Origin of the sequence: Aliiroseovarius sp. (assembly GCF_965228805.1) — a bacterium.
Lineage (GTDB): Bacteria > Pseudomonadota > Alphaproteobacteria > Rhodobacterales > Rhodobacteraceae > JASBTN01.
The window spans coordinates 1,791,687-1,806,839 of record NZ_CBDDIE010000003.1 but is presented as its reverse complement, the minus strand read 5'-3'; the positions used below and the strand labels follow the sequence as shown (position 1 = coordinate 1,806,839).

The 15,153-nt window shown below is 64.2% G+C and carries 15 protein-coding genes; 10 read left to right on the top strand and 5 right to left on the bottom strand.

What is annotated here, in order from left to right; genetic code table 11:
* Nucleotides 1-91: 91 nt before the first annotated feature.
* Nucleotides 92-427 carry a hypothetical protein gene (locus tag ACO07D_RS10100; protein ID WP_421702811.1) on the bottom strand — a complete coding sequence of 112 codons (336 nt, stop codon included), beginning with the start codon at nucleotides 425-427 and terminating at the stop codon, nucleotides 92-94.
* Between the two features lie 131 nt (nucleotides 428-558).
* Here ACO07D_RS10100 and ACO07D_RS10095 point away from each other — a divergent pair, with 131 nt between their 5' ends.
* The 9 genes from ACO07D_RS10095 to ACO07D_RS10055 all read left to right on the top strand — a co-directional run bounded on the left by ACO07D_RS10095 (nucleotide 559) and on the right by ACO07D_RS10055 (nucleotide 9,535).
* On the top strand, nucleotides 559-1,971 hold the full coding sequence (locus ACO07D_RS10095) for a 1-acyl-sn-glycerol-3-phosphate acyltransferase (protein WP_421702810.1): 1,413 nt from the start codon (nucleotides 559-561) through the stop codon (nucleotides 1,969-1,971).
* A gap of 260 nt (nucleotides 1,972-2,231) precedes the next feature.
* Nucleotides 2,232-3,515 (top strand): crotonyl-CoA carboxylase/reductase, encoded by a 1,284-nt coding sequence (gene ccrA / locus ACO07D_RS10090; protein WP_421702809.1) that lies wholly within the window; start codon nucleotides 2,232-2,234, stop codon nucleotides 3,513-3,515.
* Between the two features lie 282 nt (nucleotides 3,516-3,797).
* Nucleotides 3,798-4,013 (top strand): hypothetical protein, encoded by a 216-nt coding sequence (locus ACO07D_RS10085; RefSeq protein ID WP_421702808.1) that lies wholly within the window; start codon nucleotides 3,798-3,800, stop codon nucleotides 4,011-4,013.
* Complete coding sequence (locus ACO07D_RS10080; protein WP_421702807.1) at nucleotides 3,958-4,671, top strand: helix-turn-helix transcriptional regulator; 714 nt, start codon at nucleotides 3,958-3,960, stop codon at nucleotides 4,669-4,671. Before ACO07D_RS10085 ends, ACO07D_RS10080 begins: the two co-directional genes overlap by 56 nt.
* Nucleotides 4,672-4,804: 133 nt before the next feature.
* Nucleotides 4,805-5,452 (top strand): acyl-homoserine-lactone synthase, encoded by a 648-nt coding sequence (locus ACO07D_RS10075; protein ID WP_421702806.1) that lies wholly within the window; start codon nucleotides 4,805-4,807, stop codon nucleotides 5,450-5,452.
* 77 nt (nucleotides 5,453-5,529) lie between these two features.
* Nucleotides 5,530-7,059 (top strand): ATP-dependent DNA helicase, encoded by a 1,530-nt coding sequence (locus ACO07D_RS10070; RefSeq protein WP_421702805.1) that lies wholly within the window; start codon nucleotides 5,530-5,532, stop codon nucleotides 7,057-7,059.
* Nucleotides 7,052-7,789 carry an SDR family oxidoreductase gene (locus ACO07D_RS10065; protein ID WP_421702804.1) on the top strand — a complete coding sequence of 246 codons (738 nt, stop codon included), beginning with the start codon at nucleotides 7,052-7,054 and terminating at the stop codon, nucleotides 7,787-7,789. The genes ACO07D_RS10070 and ACO07D_RS10065 overlap by 8 nt, the downstream gene beginning before the upstream one ends.
* Before the next feature lie 58 nt (nucleotides 7,790-7,847).
* A complete protein-coding gene (gene deoD, locus ACO07D_RS10060) occupies nucleotides 7,848-8,552 on the top strand; it encodes a purine-nucleoside phosphorylase (protein WP_421702803.1) in 705 nt (234 codons plus the stop codon).
* Nucleotides 8,549-9,535 carry an aldo/keto reductase gene (locus ACO07D_RS10055; protein ID WP_421702802.1) on the top strand — a complete coding sequence of 329 codons (987 nt, stop codon included), beginning with the start codon at nucleotides 8,549-8,551 and terminating at the stop codon, nucleotides 9,533-9,535. The genes deoD and ACO07D_RS10055 overlap by 4 nt, the downstream gene beginning before the upstream one ends.
* Before the next feature lie 3 nt (nucleotides 9,536-9,538).
* Here ACO07D_RS10055 and ACO07D_RS10050 read toward each other — a convergent pair whose 3' ends face one another.
* Together ACO07D_RS10050 and ACO07D_RS10045 are read right to left on the bottom strand one after the other, a co-directional pair.
* Nucleotides 9,539-10,399, bottom strand: coding sequence for an urea carboxylase-associated family protein (locus ACO07D_RS10050; protein ID WP_421702801.1), 861 nt, complete (start codon nucleotides 10,397-10,399; stop codon nucleotides 9,539-9,541).
* Entirely contained in the window at nucleotides 10,396-11,202 is an 807-nt protein-coding gene (locus ACO07D_RS10045; protein ID WP_421702800.1) for a LysR family transcriptional regulator, read from the bottom strand. The genes ACO07D_RS10050 and ACO07D_RS10045 overlap by 4 nt, the downstream gene beginning before the upstream one ends.
* Nucleotides 11,203-11,322: 120 nt before the next feature.
* Between ACO07D_RS10045 and glyA the strand changes: the two genes are divergently transcribed.
* On the top strand, nucleotides 11,323-12,624 hold the full coding sequence (gene glyA / locus ACO07D_RS10040) for a serine hydroxymethyltransferase (protein WP_421702799.1): 1,302 nt from the start codon (nucleotides 11,323-11,325) through the stop codon (nucleotides 12,622-12,624).
* A gap of 7 nt (nucleotides 12,625-12,631) precedes the next feature.
* On the opposite strand, the gene ACO07D_RS10035 is transcribed toward glyA, so the two are convergent.
* The gene (locus ACO07D_RS10035; RefSeq protein ID WP_421702798.1) at nucleotides 12,632-14,095 is read right to left on the bottom strand and encodes an aldehyde dehydrogenase; all 1,464 of its coding nucleotides are present in this window, start codon (nucleotides 14,093-14,095) and stop codon (nucleotides 12,632-12,634) included.
* A 20-nt stretch (nucleotides 14,096-14,115) separates the two neighbouring features.
* Entirely contained in the window at nucleotides 14,116-15,153 is a 1,038-nt protein-coding gene (locus ACO07D_RS10030; RefSeq protein ID WP_421702797.1) for an LLM class flavin-dependent oxidoreductase, read from the bottom strand.

Genomic DNA, 15,153 nt, shown 5'->3' with positions numbered 1-15,153 from the left:
CAAGATTATTACGCAAGTCGGAAATTACGCGTCAGAAAGTTGCGCTGCGTCAGAAGGGGCCCGAAAGCCCCTCCCACACCCCGGCGCCTGATCACCTGTAGGTAAAGGTGCTCAGCTCGCAAACATTCAAGTGGCGGTCGACCAGCACCTCGCCATCATCGAACACGGCCTTGAAGTCAAAGATGCAGTAGCCGGTGCCATCATCGAAATTCACCCGGAACGACGAACCCGACGGCAGCACATCATTGCCCCAGATGTCTTCCTCCCAGGTCGGCGCATCGCGGTGCGAGGCATAGAATTGCACGATCGTGTAGCCAGAGTTGTTGACGATGGTCACGCGCCGATCCTGTGCATGGGCCCCGGTCGTGGCGATCATGGTGACAAGCGACAGAACCGTCGCGGCAATCGAAAGCTTTCTTAGAAACATGGCAGACTCCCTTCCTTAAATCAGGCTCAGTCTAGGACAGGCCGTGCAAATCTCAAAACGCCTTGCCCCGAAGCCCCGGGAATAGCACCGAAAACCTTTACCTTCCCCGCCAATCCTGAGACGCTGGCGCAATGACTCGTTCGGTGGAATTGCCCCTTTGGCTCCTGGTGCTGATCCTGGCTTTCGCCACGGTGACCTTCGCTTCACATTTCCTGTTCCCTTCGGTGCGCTGGTTCTTTCGTCGGCGGCTGGAGCGCGCGGTGACACAGCTGAATGAACGGCTGACCCGCCCCATCGAGCCGTTCAAGCTGGTGCGACGTTTCGATACGGTGCAGCGGCTGAGCTATGACCCCGAGGTGGCCAAGGCGATTGCCGAACATTGCGCCGAAACCGGCGAACCTGAACAGGTCGCCTTTGAACGCGTGCAGAGATATGCGCGCGAGATCGTGCCGCGTTTCTCGGCCTTTGCCTACTTCGCCTTTGGGATTCGCATCGCGAAATGGATCAGCCGCGCCTTTTACCGCGTGCGCCTGGGCGCTTTCGACGAGGCGCATCTGGAAGCGGTAGATCAGAAGGCCACGGTGGTATTCGTAATGAACCACCGATCGAACATGGATTATGTGCTGGTGACTTGGCTGGCCGCGGAACGCAGCCACCTGTCCTATGCGGTGGGGGAATGGGCGCGGGTCTGGCCGCTGAGGGCGCTGATCCGGTCGATGGGCGCCTATTTCATCCGCCGCCGCTCGCGCAATGCGCTCTATCGCAAGGTCCTGGCGCGCTATGTACAGATGGCGACCGATGGCGGCGTGACCCAGGCGATCTTTCCGGAAGGCGGGCTGAGCCTGAACGGCGAGGTCGGCACGCCGAAACTGGGGCTGTTGTCCTATATAACCGATGGGTTCGTGCCGGGCGAAAGCCGTGATGTTGTCTTCATCCCGGTGGCGATGAACTATGACCGGGTGCTGGAGGACCGGGTGCTGGTGGCCGCCGATATCGGCGGGCATCGCAAGTTCAAGCTGCGCTGGAAATACGTGTTCCGGCACGTGTTCATGCATCTGGGGCAGCGGTTGACCGGGCGGTTTCACCGGTTCGGCTATGCCTCGGTCAGTTTTGGCACGCCGCTGTCACTGACCGAGTTTGCGGCGGAGCATCCGTCAAAGGGGGATGCGCTGACCAAGCCGCTGGCGCAGGAGGTCATGCGGCGCATTCGCAAGGTCGTGCCGGTGCTGCCGGTGCCGCTGGTGGCCGCGATCCTGCTGGAGAAGAGCGCACTGACCCGCGCCGAGATCACCGCACGGTTCAAGGCGCTGGTCGAAGATATGGAGGCAGCAGGCGCCCATATCCACATGCCGCGCGACAATCTGGACTATGCGGTCGAGGTCGGGTTGCGCCTGCTGCTTCTGCGCAAGCTGATCGTAGAAGAGGGCGAGGTGTTCACCGTAAACCCGCCGGATCGCCCGGTACTGGGCTTTTATGCCAACTCGATTGCACATCTGACCGGTAGGATCGAGGCGCGGGAGATTGCAGGGTTGGAGGAGAGCTGAGGCCGTAGCTCGCCACTCATCGGACACATGCCAAATTGTATTTGGCGGTTGTGGAGCCACCCAGTTGCGACGCGCCCGCCCCCCACGGGAGGGCGCGTCACCACTGCCTACCGCACCTCAAATTGACGTCGCGTTTCGTCGCGACATAAAATTACAAAAAAGTCTCAAATGGTGTTGCATTCTTGCGAGCCCGTCCGTAATGCTGCATCAGCAGCCGCAATTCTGCATTGCGGCAATGGAATCAGCAACAGGAGGCCCGCATGGCTCTGGATACCGAAAGCGGCATCGCTCAATACGACGCCCCCGAAAAAGACCTGTATGAAATCGGCGAAATGCCCCCGATGGGTTATGTGCCGAAGAAAATGTACGCTTGGGCGATCCGCCGCGAGCGTCACGGCGACCCGAGCCAGTCGTTCCAGCAGGAAGTCGTGGACACCTGGGAGATCGACAGCCACGAGGTTCTGGTCCTGGTGATGGCCGCGGGCGTCAACTACAACGGCGTCTGGGCCGGGCGCGGCGTGCCGATCAGCCCGTTCGACGTGCATGGTCAGGACTATCACATCGCCGGTTCCGATGCCTCGGGCATCGTCTGGGCCGTCGGCGACAAGGTCAAGACCTGGAAAGTGGGCGACGAGGTCGTGATCCACTGTAACCAGGACGACGGCGACGACGAGGAATGCAACGGCGGCGACCCGATGCTGTCCCCGACCCAGCGCATCTGGGGTTACGAGACCGGCGACGGTTCCTTCGCCCAGTTCGCCCGCGCCCAGGCCCAGCAGCTGATGCGCCGTCCCAAGCACCTGACCTGGGAAGAATCGGCCTGCTATACCCTGACGCTCGCCACCGCCTACCGCATGCTGTTCGGCCACCACCCGCACGAGCTGAAGCCGGGCCAGAACGTCCTGGTCTGGGGCGCCTCGGGCGGTCTGGGCTCCTACGCGATCCAGCTGGCCAACACGGTCGGCGCCAACGCGATCGGCGTGATCTCGGACGAAAGCAAGCGTGACTTCGTCATGGCGCAGGGCGCCAAGGGCGTGATCAACCGCAAGGATTTCAACTGCTGGGGCCAGCTGCCCACGGTCAACAGCCCCGAATACAACACCTGGCTGAAGGAAGCGCGCAAGTTCGGCAAGGCGATCTGGGACATCACCGGCAAGGGCGTGAATGTCGACATGGTCTTTGAACACCCGGGCGAAGCGACCTTCCCGGTCAGCTCACTGGTGGTGAAGAAGGGCGGCATGGTCGTGATCTGCGCCGGCACTTCGGGTTTCAACTGCACCTTCGACGTACGCTACATGTGGATGCACCAGAAACGCCTGCAGGGTTCGCACTTCGCCCACCTGAAACAGGCCGCCGCCGCCAACCAGCTGATGGTCGAACGCCGCCTGGATCCCTGCATGTCGGAAGTTTTCCCCTGGGCCGAGATCCCCGACGCGCATATGAAGATGATGAACAACGAGCACAAGCCGGGCAACATGGCGGTGCTGGTGCAGGCGCCGAAGACCGGCCTGCGCACGCTGGAGGATGCGCTGGACGCGCGCTGATCCAACGTACAGGACATGAGAAGAGCCCTCGGGATCCCCGGGGGCTCTTTCTTTTGCGGCGCCTGGATAACTCCACCTATGGTAGATGATGCGCAGTGATTCGGAGCTGCGAATCACCCCCCTACGGAGGGGTAATTCCCGACCCTGACACCCGAATTGAATGATTTCGGGGGGTTGGAAATCGCGACCTCCCCATAAATGGGGGGGCACAACTCGCGAATTTCATCAAAAAACAACGCATGTCATGGTTGAATTCCCGAAACAACCACGGCGAGGCTTTACATGTCGAACGAATGGATCATTGATGTTCTTACCGACCTGAAGGCGTTTGCCGAACGAAACGGGCTGGAGGCTTCTGCGGACGTGCTGGACGATGCGCGTCTGGTGGTCCTGGCCGAGCTGGCGAGCCATGCGGGCGGCAAGGCGGAGATCGCACTCGGGCATGAAGGCCAAACTGGAAACCATCCTGGCGTCCTTGCAGGACGCAACCACGCTTGAAGGGCTTCAAGCGACCACCGAATCCCTACGTGATCACTTCGGGGTCAGCCATGTGGTGTACCACTGGGTGAACTCCGTCGGCGAACGATTCGGCGCCGGAACCTATTCCCCGGAGTGGGTCGACAACTATCTGGAGAAGAATTACCTCAGCATGGATCCGGTCCTGCTGGGGTGTTTCCAACGCTTCACCCCGGTAAACTGGAAAGAGCTCGACTGGACCTCCAAGGCGGCCAAGTCGATGCTGCTGGACGCACTGGAATTCGGGCTGGGCAACCAGGGTTATTCGATCCCGATCCGGGGCCCTCAGGGGCAGTTCGCCGTGTTCACCATGAACACCCATTGCGACGACAGCGTCTGGGAGAATTTCATCCAGGAGAACGGCCGGGACCTGATGATTTTCGCCCATGAATTCAACAAGAAAGCCCTGAATTTCGAACAGGGGGGCGAAGGCCTTGCCACCCCCACGCTCAGCCCCCGCGAACTGGCCGCCATGTCCTGCCTGGCCAAGGGGATGAACCGCGCCCAGGCGGCCGTGGAACTGGGCATCAGCGAGCATACGCTCAGGGTCTATATCGAGGCCGCGCGGCACAAGCTGGGGGCGCTGAACACGACCCACGCGGTGGCCCGCGCCCTGTCCTCGGGCATCATCATCGTCTGACCCCCAAAAGGGATTGTTTCCAAATCGCGAACGGTGGCTTCGCGGGGTGTTAACCATTTTTGTTCACCTTTGTTCTCGAGCAACACGGCGCCAGATTCTCCCGCTCTGGCCCATCGGACAAAGGAGCCACCCCATGCTGCGTTACATCTACGCCGAAGACCTGCACCGCTTCCCCCGCCTGCGCGACACGATGTTTCGCGACCGGGCCGAGCAGTTCAAGAAACGGCTGGGCTGGGCGGTCTCGGTCAACGAGGCTGGCGAGGAACGCGATGAATATGACGATCTGAATCCGCTCTACGTGATCTGGGAAGACGCGCACGGCAATCACGGCGGCTCGATGCGGTTCCTGCCCACCGTGGGCGACACGATGGTCAATGATCACTTCAGCCACCTGACCGACGGCGTGCGCATCGAAAGCCCGCTCATTTGGGAATGCACGCGGTTCTGCCTGTCACCGGGCGCGGATCGCCGGGTCTCGGCGGCGCTGGCCCTGGGCGCGGGCGAGCTGATGGAGGCCTATCACCTGGAACATTTCGTCGGCGTCTTCGACCCGCGCATGGAACGCATCTATCGCCTGATGGGGCTGGAGCCGGAGGTGATCGGCACCGATGGCGAAGGCAAGGAGAAGATCGGCGTCGGCCTCTGGGCGATGAACGAAGCGGCCTTTGCCCCCACCCTGAAACGCGTTGGCATTACCCGCGACGTGTCCCGGGGCTGGCTGCGTTATTCCATGTCAGGGCGCACCATGTCGCCGAACGGCGGGCTGGCCGAAAGCGCCTGACACAGGGTTCGGGAGGGGGCGAAAATCGCCCCTTCTGACCGCTGGCGCTTCCCTGCCCTCCGGGGTAGGGTCGCGCCATGTCCCTGCCCGAACTGACCTTCTCCGACGACCAGGCCGAAGCCCATGACCGCGTGGCCGATCTGCTGCGCGCCGCGGGCGTCGACCTGGATGACGCCCTGCTGACGCCGATGTCGGACGGCAAGTCCCAGGTCTTCGCAGTGACCGGCAAGGCCGGGTCGGGCAAGACCATGCTGCTGGCCGCGCTCTACAAGGCGCTGGAAGAGGCGGGCGTCGATGTCGTGTCCGGCGATTGGGAGGGCAAACGTAGGCGCGACCGCCGCACCCTGGCCATTCTGGCGCCGACCAACAAGGCGGCGTCCGTCCTGCGCACGCGCGGGGTGCCCGCGACCACGATCCACCGCATCCTCTACACCCCGGTCTATGACCCGGAATATGAAAAGATCGCCGAATGGCTGGCGGGCAATGGCGAAAAGCCCGAGATCGAAGGGCTGACCGACGAGGCGTTGGAACGCGCGCGGGTATTTTACGAGGCCAACAAGTCGATCCCCGGCGCGCTCGCCGCCGCCGGTCTGCGTGGCTCGGATTTCATCACCGGCTGGAAACGCCGCGATGACCCGCTGGACATCGGGTTCGTCGACGAAAGCTCGATGCTGGACGAAAAGCAGTTTGACGACCTGCGTGAGATCTTTCCCACCCTGATCCTGTTCGGCGATCCCGCGCAGCTGGCGCCGGTGGGTCAGTCGGGCAAGATGGTCTTCGACACATTGGGCGACATGCGCAAGATCGAGCTCAGCCGCATCCACCGCCAGGCGGATGACAACCCGATCCTGGACCTGGCCCATGCACTGGCGGACCCGCAGCTGGGGTTCGAGCAGTTCGAACAGATGATCGTTGATGCCGCCCGGCACGATGATCGCGTGGTGGTGGCCCCGCGCGTGAATGCCGACCTGATGGCGCGCAGCCCGGTGCTGGTCTGGCGCAACAAGACCCGCGTGCGGCTGATCCGCGCCTTTCGCGGGGCCTTTGACGCGCCCGACACGGCGCTTTTGCCTGGTGAGCCGCTCATTTGCGACGGGATCGAGCTGCCCCTGAAACACCGCAAGAAACGCATCGACCTTGAGGCGCGCGGGCTGATCAAGGGCGCGCAATGTGTCTACCTGGGGCCGGGCCGCAAGCCGGGGTTCTCAAGGCTTTACGTCTTTGGGGCGGAGGATCCGCAGGTTTCGGCCGCGTCGATCATCAAGATCGAACTGCCCGACGAGGAGGAACCTTTCATCCCCTTCGCCGCCCGCATGGGCGCGGCCTTTCTGCATGGTGCGGCGGTGACGATCCACAAGGCGCAGGGCTCGCAATGGCCCGAGGTGCAGGTCTTTGCCCCCGACATCTACGCGGCCTCGCGCGCCGGGCGGATGGAGGCGGGGCTGCCGCTGTGGAAGCGCCTGACCTATGTGGCAATTACCCGGGCCGAAACGCGGCTGCATTGGTGCACGCGCTATGCGCTGGCCCGCCCGGAAGGGGCGCTTGGTACGGCGGACCTGTCGGCCCCGGCGGCGCCCTTGCAATTGGAGACGCAGGAAGATGGATAACCCGGCGAGCATTCTGATCACCGGCGCCTCGGGCGGCATTGGCCGCGCCACCGCCGAGCTGTTTTTGGACGAAGGCTGGACCGTCGGATTGCTTGCACGGCGCGGTGACAAGTTGGAAGAGGTCGCGGCAGGGCGCACCAACGCGGTGGTGTTGGAGGCAGACGTGACCGACCATGCCGCCGTGGACGCAGCCTTTGACCGATTCCAGGGGGCTGCCGGGCGGCTCGATGTACTGTTCAACAACGCAGGGCTGTTCACGCCCGCGGGCAACATCGACGAGGTCTCGCTGGAGGACTGGCGCCGCGCGATGGATGTGAACCTGACCGGCATGTTCCTTTGTGCCCGCACCGCCTTTGCGCGGATGCGCCAGCAATCCCCGCAGGGCGGGCGGATCATCAACAACGGGTCGATCTCGGCCCATGTGCCGCGCGAGGGTGCGGTGACCTATACGGTGACGAAACACGGCATTACCGGGCTGACCCGTCAGCTCAGCCTGGACGGCCGCCCCTTCGACATCGCCTGCGGGCAGATCGACATCGGCAATGCGCGCACGGATCTTTTGCAGGGTATCGTGGACGAGGCCATGGCGCGGGGCGAGACCCCACCGCCCACCATGGATGTGGGCGATGTGGCGCGGTCGGTCCTGCACATGGCGCGCCTGCCTGCCGAGGCCAACGTGCAGTTCATGACCGTCATGGCGACCAAGATGCCCTATATCGGGCGCGGCTGATCCCCCCTTTCGCCCGCCTGCGTTAGCGCTATTATCGCCCCAAACACAGGAGTATCCCATGACCGTACATATCGGGGCCGAGGTTGGCCAAATCGCTGAAACCGTTCTCATGCCGGGCGATCCCTATCGCGCGAAATGGGTGGCCGAGAATTTCCTGGAGGGCGCCGAATGCATCAACGAGGTGCGCGGCATGCTGGGCTTTACCGGCACCTGGAAGGGCAACCGGGTCACCGTGCAGGGGTCGGGCATGGGCATGCCGTCCCTGTCGATCTATGCCAATGAGCTGATCCGCGACTATGGCGCCAAGACGCTGATCCGTATCGGGTCCTGTGGCGGGATGCAGAAACACGTCAAGGTGCGCGACGTGGTGATCGCGATGACCTGCACCACCGTGGGTACTCCGTCTGACACGATCTTCCGCGAGTTGAACTATTCCCCCTGCGCCGATTATGGCCTGCTGGAGGCCGCCGTGGCCGCCGCACGCACCCGCGATTGCGGCGTGCATGTGGGCGGGATCTACAGCTCGGACACGTTCTATGACGAACGGCCCGACCTGACCGAACAGATGACCCGCCACGGCATCCTGGGCGTCGAAATGGAGGCAGCCGAGCTTTACACCCTGGCCGCGCGCCATGGGGTGCGTGCGCTGGGGATCATGACCGTGTCCGACCACCTGCAAACCGGCGAGGCGCTGCCCTCGGACCAGCGCGAAAAGAGCTTTGGCGACATGGTCGAGATCGCCCTGGAAGCGGCTTTCGCATGAAGATGCGGCGTCTGGGGCGGGACGGTCCCGAGGTCTCGGCAATCGCGCTTGGCTGCATGAGCTTTGCCGGGTTCTACGGCAAGACCACGCGGGAGGAGAGCTTTGCCACCCTGGACGCCGCACGCGCGGCGGGGATTACCTTCCTCGACACCGCCGAATTGTACGGCAAGGGATTGTCCGAGCAGATCATCGGCGACTGGATGGCCGACCGCGGCCACCGGTTCCAGATCGCCACCAAGGGCGGCATCGTCGTGGGCGGCGCGCGGGGGGAGAATGACAACTCCGAACCGCATCTGCGTCGTGCGCTGGAAGGCTCGCTGACCCGGCTGGGCGTGGACCGGGTGGCGCTTTACTACGTGCACCGGCGTGACTGGTCGATCTCGATCGAAGAGGTGACCGAGACGCTGGAGCGCTTCCGCCAGGAAGGGCTGATCGGCGGGTTCGGCTTTTCCGAGATCGCGCCCAACAGCCTACGCCGTGCCGCCCGCGTGGCGCCGGTCATGGCGGTGCAGAACGAATATTCGCTCTGGTCGCGCCTGCCTGACCTGGGTCTGATCCGCGCCTGCAAGGAGCTGGGGACGGCCTTCGTGCCCTTCTCGCCGCTGGCGCGGGGCATGTTCTCGGACCAGCCAATGAGCCTTGAACACGCCCAGGCGATGCCCTTCCTGCACGCCAATCCGCGGTTCGTGGAGCCAAATTTCTCGGCCAACCTGGCGGTGATCGAGCGCTTCCGCGACCTGTGTCGGGTCAAGGACTGGTCCGTGCCCGCCGCCGCGCTGGCCTGGGTGCTGGATCAGGGTGACCACCTGATCCCCATCCCCGGCACACGCTCGGCGGCCCACCTGCGCGATTGGGCGGGCGCGTCCGAGATCACCTTCACCGACGACGAACGTGCCGAGATCGACCTGATCATGCCGCCCGGCTGGGCCCATGGCGACCGCTATTCGGACGCGCAGATCGTCGGGATCGAACGCTACTGCTGAGCCTTAGCGCCCGTGGCTGCGGTCGTAGCCATTGCGCCCGGCGGGGGACCACCCTTCGGGCGCCTGGGCCGGTTTGAACACCTCGACCAGCAGCGGATGACAGGCGGCTGTGTCGGAGCTGTGTTCGTCCCCGCAGTCACCTCCCGGACAGGCGGACAAGCCGCCCAACAGGTCGATTTCGGCAAAGAATTCAAGGTAGTCGCCGGGGCGCACCGGGCTGGCCTTCATGAAATACTGCCCGGTATCGCGGGTAAATCCGGTGCACATGAAGACGTTCAGCACATCATGCACATGGGGTTCGGCCTCTGCCAGGCTCAGACCCGTGTGGTCGGCCAGGGCGCGGGTCAGGTTCGAATGGCAGCAGTGATGATACTGCCCGCCCGCCAGCAGGTTGTGCGTATAGGGATCGCAGCGCGTGCCGATCACGTCATGGACCGAGCCGCCGTATTCGTCGAACCCGTACCAGTCAAGCGTATCCGTGGTCACCGTCGCCATCGGGCGCAGATGCGGAAAGCTCGTCCACATGCGGTCGCCGGTCGACAGATGCGTGCCATGCAGCGCGCGGGTTTTGCCGGAGTAGAAACGCTCGGTCAGATCGGCTGCGTTCCACAGGTTCAGGTCGCCCACCTGCGGCCCCCCGACCGAGGTGATGCGAAAGAAATGCCCGGCGGGCACCTCGAAACAGCGCGCGTCGCGGGCGGGGACCAGGGTCTCGGCCACCTTCTCAGCGCCCTCCCGTACGGCAGCGTATGCGGTCAGATCCGGTGCGGGCAATGTCTCGGGCGGGTAGCAGATGACCGGTTGGACGGCGCGACGGGCGTCGGCATCGGCGGGGGCAACATGGGCGGGGGTTTCGGGTTTCACGGGTTCTCCTGCAAATGGCGGACCAGGCGGGCGACCGGGCCAGTGCCGGTCAGGTCATGGGGCGACGTGAGCACGAGCGGGGCGGGCAAGGCAAGTGCTTTGCCCAACGCGACCAGCCGCCCATCGGCCAGATGCGGGGCGATGAGCGCGCGATGCCCCATCAAAATGCCCGCCCCGGCACAGGCTTCATCCACAGCCAGCGCATAAAGCGAATGCACCGCACCCTTCGGACCGGTATGGTTTTGCTCCATGGAAGACAGCCAGCGCGGCCAATCCTCGTCCCAGGTCGCATCAGACAGGCGCGGCGCATCCCACCCCACGCCAGGCGCAGCCACCGGCATCAGGGCGTCTTCGGTCAGGATCAAGCCGTCCCCTCCGAAAAAAAGCGCCAGATCAAAGGGATCGCGCACCAGGTTCGGCGGGCCCTCCAATGCCGTTACAGACAGGCGCAGGTCGGGCAAGGCCTTGCGCAGGGCGGGCAGGCGTGGCGTCAGCCACAGCTGGGCGATGGCCGGCAGAGCAGCTATTTGCACCTCGCCCCCAGCCTCGGCGCGCAAATGTTGCACGGCCTCGCCCAGCCCGTCGAATGCCTGGGTAAACCGCGCAAGTGCCCCCTGCCCCAACGGGGTCAGCGCCACACCGCGCGCATGGCGGGTGAAGAGCTCCGCCTGAAGGTACTCTTCCAGAGCGCGCACATGCTGTGCCACCGCGCCCGGGGTCACGCAAAGCTCCTCGGCGGCGGCCTGAAACCCGCCCAAACGCGCAGCCGCCTCGAAGGCGCGTAGCGCATTGAGCGGGGGCATGCGGGGTCGGGGCGGGGCAACGGGCATTTACAAGACTCAGTTTTTCTTGGCCTAGAAATTAGCAAATCTGCTTTGCCCTGTCGCGCGTTTTCCGTTCCGATAGGCACAAAGGAGACGACCATGACCCATCTTGCCCCGCGCCCCTGGGTGCCGACCGACGCCCTTGTGCAACGCTACGCCGACTTGGGCGACAGCGCCGGGATTGCCCGGCGCATCGCCTCGTTGACCGAGCAGAACCGGCAGATTCACGAGCGTGACTGCTTCAACCTGAACCCGGCCACCAACGTGATGAACCCACGCGCCGAAGCCGCCCTTGCCAGCGGCCTGGGGACGCGGCCCAGCCTGGGCCATCCGGGCGACAAATACGAAACCGGCCTGGAAGCGATCGAAGAGATCGAGGTCATCGCCGCCGAGCTGGCCGCCGAGGTATTCGACGCCAAGTACGCAGAAATCCGCGTGCCATCGGGTGCGATTGCCAATCTTTACGGGTTCATGGCGCTGTGCCAGCCGGGCGACGCGATCATTGTGCCACCCGCCTCCATCGGCGGCCATGTGACCCATCATGCGGCGGGCTGCGCCGGGCTTTACGGGCTGGTCAGCCACGAGGCGCCGGTGGCAGCGGATGGGTATACGGTGGATGTGGCCGGGCTGGCGGCTCTGGCGCATGAGGTCAAACCGCGGCTCATTACCCTGGGGGGCAGCTTGAACCTGGACGAACACCCGGTTGCCGAGGTGCGCGCCATCGCGGACGCACATGGCGCGAAACTGCTGTTCGACGCGGCACATCAATGCGGCATCATCGCTGGGCGGGCCTGGAAGAACCCGCTGGCCGAGGGCGCGCATCTGATGACCATGTCGACCTACAAGAGCCTGGGCGGCCCGCCATCTGGTCTGATCGTGACGAACGACGCCGAGATTGCCGAACGGCTGGATGCCATTGCCTTTCCCGGCATGACGGCAAACTTCGACGCGGCGAAATCGGCTGCCCTTGCGCTGTCCCTTCTGGATTGGCGCGACTTCGGTGCGGCTTATGCGCAAACCATGATCGATACGGCGCAGGCGCTGGCCGGAGCGCTGGGGAACGAGGGACTTGCGGTCTTCGGCGGCGGCACACAGTCGCATCAATTCGCCCTGGAGGCCGCACCTCTGGGCGGTGGACAGGCGGCGTCCAAACGGTTGCGTATGGCCGGGTTCCTGGCCTGTGGTATCGGCCTACCCCTGCCGGAGGTTCCCAGTGATCTCAACGGGTTGCGCATTGGCACGCCGGAACTGGTACGCTGGGGCATGAAGGCAGAAGACATGCCGAAGCTGGCAAGCCTCATCGCGCAGGCTTTATGCGCAGATGCCCCTGGCACCCTGGCCCCAGAGGTCGCCGAGTGGCGGCGCAGCTTTGATCGGCTGCATTTCATCCACGCTGAATAGGGAGGGGTCAGCGCATCACGAACGGGTCCGGGATCGGCGCGTCCGAGGTGCGCAGCCAGACCGCCTTGACGCGGGTATAATCCAGCGCGGCTTCGATCCCGCCTTCGCGGCCGTGACCGGACAGCCCGTGCCCACCGAAGGGCGCAATCGGGCTGACAGCGCGGTAGGTGTTGACCCAGACGATGCCCGCGCGAATGGCACGGATCATGCGGTGGGCGCGGGTCAGGTTCTGCGTGAACAGGCCCGACGCCAGGCCAAACTGGGTGTCATTGGCGATCTGGACCGCCTCGGCCTCGGTGCTGAAACTGACCACGGACAGGACCGGGCCGAAGAACTCGTTGGACAGGCTCGCGGCATCGGGCACACCGTCGCAATCCAGGATCGTGGGCGGGAAATAGAAGCCCTCGCGGTCCAGAGGCTTGCCACCTGTGATCAGCTTTGCGCCCTGGTCGACGGACCGTGCCACCAGCCGTTCGGCATTGGCGACCTGGCGCGCGGTGCAAAGCGGGCCAACCTCGGTCGTCATATCGTCCGGTGCACCGATCACCACCGCCTCGGCCTTTTCCTTGAGCCGGGCGAGGAATTCGTCCTTGATGCCCGCCTGCACCACCAGGCGTGACCCGGCGACACAGCTCTGCCCGCTGGCGGCAAAGATGCCCGAGACCTGGGCGTTCACCGCGCTGTCCAGATCCGCGTCATCAAAGACGATGAAGGGCGATTTGCCGCCCAGTTCCAGCGAGGTGGAGGCCAGGTTTTCCGCCGAATTTCGCACGATGTGGCGCGCGGTTTCCGGCCCACCTGTAAAGGCAACATGGGCCACCTTGGGGTGGGCGGTCAGGGCCGCGCCGACCTCCGGCCCGCCGGTGATCACGTTCAACACGCCAGGCGGGAAACCGGCCTGATCGCACAGGCGGGCGAATTCCAGCATCGGTGCGGGGCCCTCTTCGGAGGCTTTCAGCACCACTGTGCAGCCCGCCGCCAGGGCCGGGCCGATCTTGACCGCCGACAGGAACAGCTGCGAGTTCCAGGGCACCACGGCGGCAACCACGCCGATGGGTTCGCGGCGCAGCCAGACTTCCATGTCCGGCTTGTCGATGGGCAGATGCGCGCCTTCGATCTTATCGGCAAGCCCGGCGTAGTAGCGGTAGTATTCCGCGACATAGGCGATCTGGGCGGAGGTTTCGCGAATGATCTTGCCGGTGTCACGGGTTTCGAGTTCGGCCAGATGTTGGGCGTTTTCGGCAATCAGATCGGCGAGGCGAAGCAGCAGCTTGCCCCGCGCGGTGGCCGTCATCAGCGCCCAGTCGGGGGAGAAAAAGGCACGTTCCGCGGCCGTGACGGCACGATCTACATCCGCGGGCGTGGCCGTCGGCATCTGCGCCCAGGGGGCGCCGGTGGCGGGGTCGAGACTGTCGAAACTCCCCGCCCCATCCGCGAAGTCACCGTCGATATAGTGCTGAAAACGCTGCATCTTTCCCTCCCCTACCCGGCTCATGCGAAGGCGGGCATGACCTCGTTTATGAACCTCTCCAACGAGGCCTTCTTGCGTTCGAAGCTCATTGAGCTGTCGATCCAGAACGAGTATTCATCATAGCCCAGCGCTTCGTAACCCTTGAGCCGCTCGATCACGGCCTCCGGTGTGCCAATCACCAGGTCACGCTCCATCGCCTCGGGGGAATAGAACGGGTGGGCAGCGATGTCCTCGTCCGTCAGGGGCTCGATCAGCCCCTGGGTGATCTCGCGCTTGTTCATGAACCAGGCGCCGAAATAGCAATAGAAACGGTTCAATTCCTCGGCCCCGCGTTTCACGTCCGCCGCGTCCTCGGCCACATAGGTGTGTTGCAGCAGCATGATCTTCGGGCGCGGCTGGTCGGCGTGCTTTTCGCAAGCCGCGTTGAACTTGCCCATGAGGTCGGCGACCTCCTCATCGCCCTTCCACAGCGGCGTGACCTGCACGTTGCAGCCCTGGGACACGGCAAACTCGTGGCTGTTCGGGTCGCGCGCGGCGATCCAGATCGGCGGGCCACCCTCCTGCACCGGTTGGGGGGCCGAGGTCGTCTTGGGGAACTGGTGGAACTCACCCTCGTGGGCGTAATCGCCCTGCCAGAGCGCCTTGACGGCGGGGACCACTTCACGCAGGCGCTGGCCCGCTTCCCAGGCATCCATGCCGGGCATGAGCCGTTCATATTCGAACTCGTAGGCGCCGCGCGCAATGCCCAGCTCCAACCGGCCTTCGGTAATGATATCGGTCATCGCCGCCTCGCCCGCCAGGCGGATCGGGTGCCAGAAGGGGGCGATGACGGTGCCCGTACCCAGACGTACGTTCTTGGTATGCCGCGCCAAGTCCACCAGGTTCAGCATCGGGTTCGGCGCGATGGTGAAATTCATCCCGTGATGTTCGCCGGTCCAGACCGCGTGCATGCCGCCCCGGTCGGCGATCTTGCACAGCTCGACAAACTCGTCATAGAGCCGCTTTTGATCCTCGGCGGCGGAAATGCGCTCCATATGCGCGAAAAGCGAGAACTTCAT